Here is a 9,855-nt window from a genome sequence, read left to right on the forward strand (position 1 = left end):
GGCCGCCTTCCCGCCCATGGTGGCGCTATGGCTGCCCGGCGCCGGTTCTTCCCCGCATTCCCCTCCCGAACTACAGTGAATGCATGTTGCAGTCACTTACGAAGGAGCAGCGATGACAGTCCGAGCCGACCTGAACATCTCGCTTGACGGGTACGCCACCACTACGGACCAAACCCCCGAGAACCCTTTCGGCCTGGACTGGGGCAGGCTGGTGGACGCCTACGTTTCAACGCGCACCTTCCGCGAGCGGGTGCTCCACGATGAGAGCGGCGAGGGGACCACCGGAGTCGACGACCGCTACGCCCAGGCCTACTTTGCCGAGGTGGGCGCCGAGATCATGGGCGCCGGCATGTTTGGGCTCCACAACTACCCCGACGACGCCGATTGGCGGGGCTGGTGGGGCGACGAACCGCCTTTCCGCGTGCCCGTTTTTGTGCTCACGCACTCGGAACGGCCAAAAATCGAGATGGCGGGCGGCACCACCTTTGAATTTCTCTCCGCCACCCCGGCCGAGGTGCTGGCACGTGCGCAGGACGCGGCCGGCGGCAAGGATGTGCGGATTGGCGGCGGAGCAACTGTGGTCCGCGACTTCCTGAAGGCTGGCCTCATTGACCAGCTCCACGTGGCCATCACCCCCATTCTCCTGGGCCGCGGCATCCGCCTCTGGGAGGATCTCCGCGAACTCGAGTCCGGCCGCACCGTCACGTCAGAGGTTGCCGAGAGCGGCATCATCCATGTCACTTTCCGGCGCGAATAGGGCGCCCGGAGGCTGATGGCTTTACGGCCCGGGTCCGGGGGAGAGCCCGGGACCCGTGGGGGAGCCAGGAGTCCGGGGGAGGACCCGGGGGAGGGGCCGGGGAGCGGCCAGCCGTGGAGCCCGGTGCCCCGCTCAGCCCCCGGCCCGCGGCGGCACATTGAGGCTGATGGCGTTATGCAGCGCCAGCCCTGCCGCGCCAACGGCGTCCTCGGATTCGGTCCAGGCCTTCACGGTGACATCGACAGGATGCAGGAACTTGAGCACCGTTTCATCCAGGCCACGGCGGAAACCGCCGTCCAGGTGCTCCCACAGCGCCGTGGTTTGCCCGGTCACAATGATGGTGGCGGTGCCCAGGAGGTTTACCGCCCCGCCCACGGAGCGGCCCAGACGCTGGCCAACCCCGGCCACGAAGTCCACCACGGCGGGGTCGCCGTCGTCCGCGGCACGCAACAGCCCCGCCAAGCTAAGCCGCCCCGCGCCAAGCGGCGCCAAGCTAAGCCGCCCCGCGGCTGCGGGAGCCGCGTCCAGGACCTCATTCAGGCCGGCGTAAACCTGCAGGCAGCCATGGTTGCCGCACACGCACAGCGGTCCGCCGGGATCGACTGACATGTGCCCGAACTCCGTTGACGAGCCGTCCGATCCGCTGAACACCCTGCGCCGGTTGACGATTCCCAGCCCAACGCCGTAGTCCAGCCCCAAGAGCAGGAAGTCGTCCTTGTTGCGGCCCAGCCCAAAACTGACCTCGCGGGTGGTTAGGGCAAACAAGTCATTGGCGACAAAAACCGGCAGTCCAACGGCTTGCTGCAGCTGCGCGCCCAGGCTGAAGTCGCGCCAGTTCAGCGTGGCCGAGATCCGCACCGTGGACAGCGCCTGGTCCACTGCGCCCGAAACGGAAATGCCCACCGCCACCACGCGCTCCGGATGTTCCATGGCGGCCTGTTCCGCCACCACCATGGCCGTGAGTTGGCCCAGCGGATCGGCGGAAGGATTGAAGGCTGCAGCACGGGAGTCCGCAACGGTGCCGTCAATGCGCATTGAAACCAGCATGACGCTGGTGGGGGTGACGCTCATGCCGATCACCGTCGCGGAGTCGGCAATCAGTTCCACCGGCACGCGGGGGCGGCCGGCGCCGGTCCGGGCGCCGGCTGGCAGCTCGCGCACGTAACCGTCATTCATGAGCCTGCGAACCTGGGCGGTGACGGTGGCCGGCCCCAGGCCAAGCCGCCTGGCGATTTCCCCCCGGCTGAGCGGACCGGCCTGGCCAAGCAGCCCAAGGATTTCAGCCCTGCTGACGGCGTCGCCCGTGGCCCCCTGGTGTGGGCGAATCCGCGAAGTTGTAATTGTGGTCCCCTGTTGACTCAGGTCGAAGTACGTGATTAGCATAACATTATGCCATTAATTCGCTACCGAATTAATTAGTTCGGCAAGTCGCCGGCTGCTTGTGCAGCCATGAAGGGTTGGCAGCAGTGATTAACTTTGAGGACCGCACCGGTCCCGACTTGGGCGCCGACGCCCCCAGCTACCCGGAATGGGAATTTCCGCAGTGGCTGGCGGAGGCTAAATTCGGCATCTTTGTGCACTGGGGCCTGTACTCCGTGCCGGCCTGGGCGGAGGTGGGCAGCGGCCCGACGGCGGTGGAGGACGCCTACCGCGACCACCAGTACGCCGAGTGGTACGCCAACACCGTCCGCCTTGAGGGCAGCAGCGCCCAGGCCTACCAGCGTGCCACCTTCGGCCCGGGCACCAGCTACGAGGACCTCGCCGACGCCTGGCAGGCGGAGCACTTCGACGCCGCCGCATGCATCGAGCTGTTCCGCCAGGCCGGTGCCAAATACGTGGTCCCCACCGCCAAGCACCACGACGGCTTCTGCCTGTGGGACACCGACACCACGCCCTTCAACAGTGCCGTGCGGGGCCCCGGGCGCGACTTGATCCAGGAATTTGCCACCGCCTCCCGCAACGCCGGGCTGAAGTTTGGCACCTACTTCTCCGGCGCCCTGGACTGGCATGTCAGCGATTTCCCGGCCATCGCTTCCGATCCCGACATTTTCCGCCTGCGCCGCAATGACGAGGACTTTGCCCGCTACTCCCACCAGCAGGCCAGGGAGCTGGTGGACCGCTTTGCCCCGGACCTGCTGTGGAATGACATTGAATGGCCCGACGCCGGCAAGTCCGGTGCCGACTTCGGCGTCGCGGCCCTCTTCGAAGCCTACCGGGCGGCCGTGCCTGACGGCATCGTCAACGACCGCTGGGGCGTGCCCTCCCACGGCTACCTGACCCGCGAATACAGCGACATTGGCGGGCTGGACGGCCGGCACTGGGAAAGCTGCCGCGGCCTGGGACGGTCCTTTGGCGTCAACCAAAACGAAAGCGATTCCGAGCTGCTCAGCGTGGCCGAGCTGGTGCGCCACCTGGTCTCGGTGGTCTCGCGCAACGGCAACTTCCTCCTCAACATCGGCCTGTCCGCGGACGGCACCGTCCCGGATGCCTACCGCCAACGGCTGCTGGGCCTCGGCGATTGGCTCGCCACCAACGGCGCAGCCATCTACGGCACCCGGCCCTGGACCGGCACCCTGACCCCCGAACAGCGCGACCATTTCGCCGTGACGGTGGGCCCGGACGCCACCTACCTTTCGGTCACCACCCCGGGAGCCGAGCTTCCCCCGGCGCCACTGGTTGTCACCGGCGGCGTGTGGCTGGGCCTTTCCAAGAACGACGGCGGCCACGGCGGCAGTGACCGCGCCGTCGTGGTGCCTGGTGCCCTGGCCGCTTCGCCCGTTGCCGTGCTGTGCATTCCGCATCCGGCCGACGGGCAGGCACGCGCATGATGGCGCCCTGGATTGGCGTGGACATTGGCGGCACCAAGATCGCGGCCGGGCTGATCGCGGCGGACGGCACGGTCCTGGACCGCGTCCAGCTGCCCACGCCCACCGGCGAAGTGGCCATTGCAGACACCGCTGCCGGGCTGATCGGCCGGCTGTCGCCCGAAGCCCGCCATTTTTCGCCCGGCAGGGCCGGGGCCTGGCCCGGCGACGACAGGGCTGTGGTGGGAATCGCCGTCCCCGGCTATGTCTCCCTGGACCACCGGACGGTGTCCTACGCAGCCAACCTGGAGCTGGAGAACACCCGGCTGGCCGAGCTGATCGAAGCCCGTCTGCCCGTCAGCGCCCTGGTCATCAACGACGCCAACGCCGCATTGTGGGCCGAGCACCGCTTCGGTGCGGCCCGCGCGGTGCAGGACGTGGCCATGGTGACTGTGGGGACGGGGATTGGCGGGGGCCTGCTTGTCAACGGCAAGCTGGTTTCGGGCGCCCACGGCTGGGCCGGGGAAATCGGCCACATGGTGGTGGACCCGGGCGGGCGTCCCTGCGGCTGCGGCTCCCGCGGCTGCCTGGACAGGTATGCCAGCGGCAGCGTCCTGGAAGACGAGGCCCGCACTGAGGAAGACTTTGCCGAAATCGCCCACTGGCTCGGCTTCGGCCTGAGCCAGGTGGCGATGCTCCTGGACCCGGGCCTCATCCTGGTTGGCGGGGGAGTCAGTGCAGCGGGTGCAGCCCTGACGGAACCCGTCCGGGCGCGACTGGCACAGCTGCTGGCCGAACACGGACGTGATTCCACGCCTTCCGTGGCGCCGGCCCAGCTGGGCCCTGACGCCGGCATCATCGGGGCGGCAGCGTATGCCGCGGACCACGCCGGGCACCGCCCGCTGGAGAATTTTGACACCCTTGAACGCACCACCGGATCCCTGCGAGGAGCATCATGACTGAGCACCCCACCATCCACCGCCCGGACCAGTCGGAAGTCTGGTGCCCGCCACTGCCGCCCTTGGTTGCCGGCGGCCTGGCCCGGCCGCGCATCGGCATTGCCGGCATTTCCATAGAGTCCAGCACGTTTTCCCCTCACATCAGCGGCGCGGAGGCATTCACTGTGCGGCGCGGCGCGGAGCTGCTGGCCTATTACCCCTTTCTCGACGACGGGCAGGAACTGCGCAACGCCGCGGAATGGGTGCCGCTCATGCATGCCCGGTCCCTTCCCGGCGGCGCGGTGGACCCGGCACTGTATGCGGCATTCCGGGACGAGATCGTGGCACAAATCCGCAACGCCGGGCCCCTGGACGCCCTGTTCTTCGACATCCACGGCGCCATGAGCGTGGTGGGCATGCAGGACGCCGAGGGGGACCTGGCGCGGCACGTCCAGGCGGCCCTGGGCGATGCAGCCCTGGTTTCCGCCTCCATGGACCTGCACGGCAACGTCTCCTTCGAGCTGCTGGAAAACGTTGACCTGATCACCTGCTACCGCATGGCACCCCACGAGGACGCCATGAACACGAAGGAGCGCGCCGTCTTCAACCTGCTGGCCCGGCTGCGGGCCGCCACCGGCGCGGACGTGCAGCTGCGCCGCCCCTTGAAGGCGTGGGTGCCGGTGCCCGTGCTGCTGCCCGGGGAAAAGACCAGCACCCGGATTGAGCCGGCCAAGGGCCTGTATGAGGAAATCCCGGCCGTTGCCGGGCTCGACGGCGTCCTCGACGCGTCGATCTGGATCGGCTACGCCTGGGCCGACGAGCCCCGCTGCCAGGCCTACGTGGTGGTCACGGGCGACGACGGGAACGTGGTCCGGCGCGAGTCGGAACGGCTGGCCCGGCTGTTCTGGGACGCCCGCCGCGACTTCTCGTTTGTGGCTGAGACAGCGACCCTCGACGAGGGCATCGAAGCCGCCATCGCCCCCGGGGCGCCGCGCCCGTACTTCCTCTCCGACACCGGTGACAACCCGACGGCGGGCGGAGCCGGCGACGTCACCTGGACGCTGGCCCGGCTGCTGGATAGCAAGGCCCTGGCCGCGGCCGATGTCCGCCTGGTGCATGCCTCCATTTTCGACGCCGGAGCCGTGGCGCAGGCCGTGGCGGCGGGAGTCGGGGGAGCCGTGGATCTTGAGGCCGGAGCCCGGGTTGACAACAACGCGCACGGACCCGTCAGGCTGCGCGGCACTGTTTACTCTATAACGGAAGGCGACCCCACGGCGGGCACGCAGGCGGTCATCCAGGTGGGCAATGTGTTCGCCATCCTGACCGAGCGGCGCAAACCGTTCCACCACATCAGCGACTTCAGCCAGCTGGGCCTGGACCCGGCAGAATTCGAGGTGATCGTGGTGAAGATTGGCTACCTGGAGCCGGAACTCTTCGCAGCGGCTGCCGGCTGGAAGCTGGCCCTGACGCCTGGCGGCGTGGACCAGGACCTGCTGCGCCTGGGCCACTCCCACCTGGCCGGGGGCGTTTTCCCGTTCACCGACGACGGCGCCACCCCTGCCCTGGCCGCCGTGGTGCACCGCCGGTGACGGGCGCACCAGGCCCGGGCGCCGCCGTCGTGCATGGCCCTGCGGTGCATGGCCCTGCGGTGCAGGCCACAGCCGAGCTGGAGATTGCCGTGCAGGACGCTGCCGGGGCACGGGCCGCGGCAGCCGGGGGAGCCGCGCGGGTGGAACTGTGCACGGCGCTGCGCATGGGCGGGTTGACGCCCTCGCAGGGGACCATGGAGGCCGTGCTGGAATCGGCCGGCCGGGCGGGATTTGTGCATGCCCTGGTGCGATCGCGCGGGGGAGGCTACGTGTACAGCGCCGAGGAGGTGGACACCATGTGCCGGGAAATCCGGCTGCTGAAGGCCGCCGGCGTCCACGGCGTGGTGGTGGGGGCGTTGACGCCCGGGCGGACCATCGACCTGGCCGCGCTGGAACGGTGGGTTGAGGCCGCGGACGGGCTGCCCGTGACGTTTCACCGGGCGCTGGACGCCTGCGCCGACCCGCTGGGGCAGCTCGACAGGCTGGCCGGCCGCGGGGTGGGCCGCGTGCTGACCTCCGGCGGTGCGGTGCGCAGCATTGACGGGCTCGCCGTGCTGGCCGCCATGGCCTCCAACGGGCCGGACGGCGTGCAGATCATGGCCGGCGGCGGCGTTCGCATCCAGGACATTGGCGCACTGGTGGCGGCGGGCGTGGACGCCGTGCACCTTTCGGCCCGTGAACCGTTCGTGGACCAGCACCCGGCCGGACCCGGCGGCGGCGCCCAGGAACTTGACGCCACCAGCCTTGACCTGGTGGAGCAGGCGCGGCGGGCAATTCACGCTCGATGACTGTCAGGGCGGCGGGCAGGCCGCCGCCCTGGGACCAACTGAAAGGGCCCGACCATGGCTTCGATGGTGCCGACCGCGGCGCAGCTTCGCTGGCAGGAGTTGGGGCTGGGGGTGTTCGTTCATTTTGGTGTCAACACCTTTTCGGGGTTGGAGTGGAGTGACGGGACGCTGCCGGGGGCCAGCTTTGACCCGTCCGGCTTCGACGCCGACAACTGGGTGGCAGCCGCACAGGCTGCGGGAGCCCGGTACCTGGTTCTGACGGCGAAGCACCATGACGGTTTTTGCCTCTGGCCCACGGAAACCACGGGGTATTCCGTGGCTGCTTCCCCGTGGCGGGACGGGCGGGGTGACATGGTCCTTGAGGTTTCGCGCGCGTGTGCCCGTGCCGGGATGGGCTTTGGCCTCTACCTTTCCCCGTGGGACCGCAACGCGGCGTGCTACGGCGACCCGGAGGAATACGACGACTTTTACCTCCGCCAGCTGACGGAATTGTGCACCGGCTATGGCCCGCTCATGGAACTTTGGTTTGACGGGGCGGGCTCCGATGGCCGCAGCTACGACTGGGACCGGATTGCCGCCGTCGTCCGCCAGCACCAGCCGGAGGCCATGATCTTCAACATGGGGCACCCGACCATCCGCTGGGTGGGCAATGAGGACGGGCTGGCCGGCGACCCGGTCCAGTATGTTGTGGCACACACGGACAATGACCAGTACACGGACGCGGCCACCGGGCTGGGTTCGCCCGCCTACCTGCCGCCGGAGTGCGATGTTTCGATCCGCCGCGGCTGGTTCTGGAATGCCGGGGACGAGGCGAAGTCCGTGGAGCACCTGCTCGCCATCTTCTACCGCTCGGTGGGGATGGGGGCGAACCTGCTGCTGAACCTGGCTCCGGACCGGCGCGGGCTGATCCCTGAGGCAGACCGGCGCACCGTGGACGCCTGGCGGGCCGAGCTGGACCGGAGGCTCTCGGGGCGCGTCGAGGCAGTGGTGGAGCACGACGGCGGCGGGGCCACGTTGACGCTGCCCGAGCGGGTGGAATTCACGCACGTTGAATTGGTGGAGGAGCTGGCCGGCGGGCAGCACATCACCCGACATGCCGTGTCCGTGGACGGACGGGAGGTGGCGGCGGGCCGGACCGTGGGCATCCGCCGCATCCACCAGGTGGAGCCCACCTCCGGGGGCCGGCTGCGGGTTGACTTCAGCGGCGCTGGCGCCCGGCTGGCATCCGCCTGCGTGTACGTGGGCGACCCTGCGGCCGCCGTGCCCCGGCTCCCGGAAGGCTACACGGCACCCACGGCAACCCCGGAGGGCGGCGCCGAGCCAGAGGGCGGCATCGGATAAAATGGGTAGCTAATCGTCGTCATTTTCGGCGTCCGGCCATCCAGCTCACAAAGGAATCCATGTCCCGGCCCACCATGCGCCAGATCGCCCAGGTTACCGGACTGTCCGAAGCGGCTGTTTCCTTTGCCCTCAACGGCAAGGGCGGCGTCTCCCCGGCCACCGTCACACGCGTCCACGAGGCTGCGGAGAAGCTGGGCTGGCGCCGCAACGTGGCAGCCGCCGCCCTGTCCGGCGCACGGGCCGGGGCCGTGGGGCTCGTCTTGGCCCGCGGCAGGGACGGGCTGGGCAACGATTCCTTCTTCCTCCGGCTCATCGCCGGAATAGAATCCGTCATCAATGCCGAATCCCAGGCGCTGGTGCTGCAGATCGTGGAAACGCTGGAGCAGGAGCAGGAAACCTACCAGCGCTGGTGGTCCGAACGCCGCGTGGACGGGGTCTTTGTGGTTGACCCGCGCACCACCGACACCCGCCCCCAACAGCTGAAAGGGCTGGGGCTGCCCGCCGTGGCCATTGGCGGCACGCCGGGCTTTGGACTGCCCTTTGTGGGCGTGGACGATGCAGCCGCCATGACCGTGCTGGTGCAGCACCTGGCCGGACAGGGCCACACCGACATCGCCCACGTGGCGGGCATCAATGACCTCCTGCACACCCGCCGCCGCGTGGAAGCCTTCGCAGCGGCCGCAAAAAAGCTTGGCATCAGGGCCCACGGCAGCTACCTCACGGACTACTCCGAGCATTCCGGCCTGGAGGCCACGGAGGAGATCCTGGCCCTGCCCGAGCGGCCCACGGCCATCATCTACGACAACGAGGTCCTGGCGCTGGCAGGGCTGGCCACCTTCAATGCGCACCGCCTGGACGTGCCACAGGACATGGCCGTGGTGGCGTGGGAGGACAACATCATCTGGACCGCCATCCGCCCGCAGCTGACCGCGCTGCGCCGGGACCCCACGGTGATGGGGGCGGAGGCCGCCCGGAGCCTGCTGGAACTCATGGCCGGGACCACGCCGGAGGATGTGCAAATGCCAACGCCGCAACTGGTGGTGCGCGACTCCACCGTGGAAGGGGCCGGCCGTTGATCGGCCCCCAACGCCCCCTCTGACGCTCCATCACTTTTTGCGGTTTTTCCGGCAACGCTCCACCACCTTTTACCGCTTTTCGCCTGACGCTCCATCACTTTTTGCGGGCAATGTGGGGCTCCCGGATTTCCACCCTGTCATCAGGTCTGCGGTTTTTTCTGCGGAGAATGCGGGGGCGGGCGGTGATTGAGCTTGTCGAATTCTTTGGTCTGACGCGCTCGTAGAGCTCGCTGCTCGACCACCGGTCAGCTATGCCAATTCGATGGTGCACATAATGCGAGCTGCGGACCGGGAGGGAATCGAAAGTGCACATCTTGCGGGGTCCGGGCCGGCCAGGTCGCAGGAGATGCACCACCGAATCGGCCAGCTCGCAGGAACTGCACCGCCGATTTGAGCAGTACGGGCACGGCTGGAAATTCGCCAGAATCGCTGGACTGCAGGGGTCGGATCGAGGCCTTGCGCTCGCAGGGCTCACTGCTCGACCAACGGGTGCGGACCCCGGGTCTCGACGCGCTAGCAGGGCTCGCTGCTTGACTACCGGAGCTCGCTGCTCGACCAGCGG

The 9,855-nt window shown here is 68.7% G+C and carries 8 protein-coding genes; 7 read left to right on the forward strand and 1 reads right to left on the reverse strand.

The genetic code is table 11. The annotated features are described in order from the left end of the window. Nucleotides 1-112 precede the first annotated feature (112 nt). Nucleotides 113-757, forward strand: a complete 645-nt coding sequence (locus tag G6N77_RS19110; protein WP_165183762.1) for a dihydrofolate reductase family protein — start codon at nucleotides 113-115, stop codon at nucleotides 755-757. Between the two features lie 132 nt (nucleotides 758-889). Here G6N77_RS19110 and G6N77_RS19115 read toward each other — a convergent pair whose 3' ends face one another. Further along, nucleotides 890-2,140: an ROK family transcriptional regulator gene (locus tag G6N77_RS19115; RefSeq protein WP_165183763.1), complete on the reverse strand. Its 1,251-nt coding sequence runs from the start codon at nucleotides 2,138-2,140 to the stop codon at nucleotides 890-892. Between the two features lie 83 nt (nucleotides 2,141-2,223). Here G6N77_RS19115 and G6N77_RS19120 point away from each other — a divergent pair, with 83 nt between their 5' ends. From G6N77_RS19120 to G6N77_RS19145, 6 genes are read left to right on the forward strand one after another with little or no spacing between them, the layout of a single operon-like run. After that, on the forward strand, nucleotides 2,224-3,585 hold the full coding sequence (locus tag G6N77_RS19120; protein ID WP_165183764.1) for an alpha-L-fucosidase: 1,362 nt from the start codon (nucleotides 2,224-2,226) through the stop codon (nucleotides 3,583-3,585). After that, on the forward strand, nucleotides 3,582-4,520 hold the full coding sequence (locus G6N77_RS19125) for an ROK family protein (RefSeq protein WP_165183765.1): 939 nt from the start codon (nucleotides 3,582-3,584) through the stop codon (nucleotides 4,518-4,520). Before G6N77_RS19120 ends, G6N77_RS19125 begins: the two co-directional genes overlap by 4 nt. Further along, a complete protein-coding gene (locus tag G6N77_RS19130; RefSeq protein ID WP_165183766.1) occupies nucleotides 4,517-6,088 on the forward strand; it encodes a M81 family metallopeptidase in 1,572 nt (523 codons plus the stop codon). Before G6N77_RS19125 ends, G6N77_RS19130 begins: the two co-directional genes overlap by 4 nt. Further along, the gene (locus G6N77_RS19135; protein WP_306987309.1) at nucleotides 6,085-6,876 is read left to right on the forward strand and encodes a copper homeostasis protein CutC; all 792 of its coding nucleotides are present in this window, start codon (nucleotides 6,085-6,087) and stop codon (nucleotides 6,874-6,876) included. Before G6N77_RS19130 ends, G6N77_RS19135 begins: the two co-directional genes overlap by 4 nt. Before the next feature lie 54 nt (nucleotides 6,877-6,930). Beyond that, nucleotides 6,931-8,217 carry an alpha-L-fucosidase gene (locus G6N77_RS19140; RefSeq protein ID WP_165183767.1) on the forward strand — a complete coding sequence of 429 codons (1,287 nt, stop codon included), beginning with the start codon at nucleotides 6,931-6,933 and terminating at the stop codon, nucleotides 8,215-8,217. A gap of 59 nt (nucleotides 8,218-8,276) precedes the next feature. Further along, nucleotides 8,277-9,293 (forward strand): LacI family DNA-binding transcriptional regulator, encoded by a 1,017-nt coding sequence (locus tag G6N77_RS19145; protein WP_165183768.1) that lies wholly within the window; start codon nucleotides 8,277-8,279, stop codon nucleotides 9,291-9,293. The last annotated feature ends 562 nt before the right edge of the window (nucleotides 9,294-9,855 follow it).

The organism is Arthrobacter silviterrae (genome assembly GCF_011045165.1).
Taxonomy (GTDB): Bacteria; Actinomycetota; Actinomycetes; order Actinomycetales; family Micrococcaceae; genus Specibacter; species Specibacter silviterrae.

Excerpts from the sequence above, each read along its gene's own strand:
- G6N77_RS19110 (WP_165183762.1), top strand. The coding sequence starts at position 113 with ATGACAGTCCGAGCCGACCTGAACATCTCGCTTGACGGGTACGCCACC.
- G6N77_RS19115 (WP_165183763.1), bottom strand. The coding sequence starts at position 2,140 with ATGCTAATCACGTACTTCGACCTGAGTCAACAGGGGACCACAATTACA.
- G6N77_RS19125 (WP_165183765.1), top strand. The coding sequence starts at position 3,582 with ATGATGGCGCCCTGGATTGGCGTGGACATTGGCGGCACCAAGATCGCG.
- G6N77_RS19130 (WP_165183766.1), top strand. The coding sequence starts at position 4,517 with ATGACTGAGCACCCCACCATCCACCGCCCGGACCAGTCGGAAGTCTGG.
- G6N77_RS19140 (WP_165183767.1), top strand. The coding sequence starts at position 6,931 with ATGGCTTCGATGGTGCCGACCGCGGCGCAGCTTCGCTGGCAGGAGTTG.
- G6N77_RS19145 (WP_165183768.1), top strand. The coding sequence starts at position 8,277 with ATGTCCCGGCCCACCATGCGCCAGATCGCCCAGGTTACCGGACTGTCC.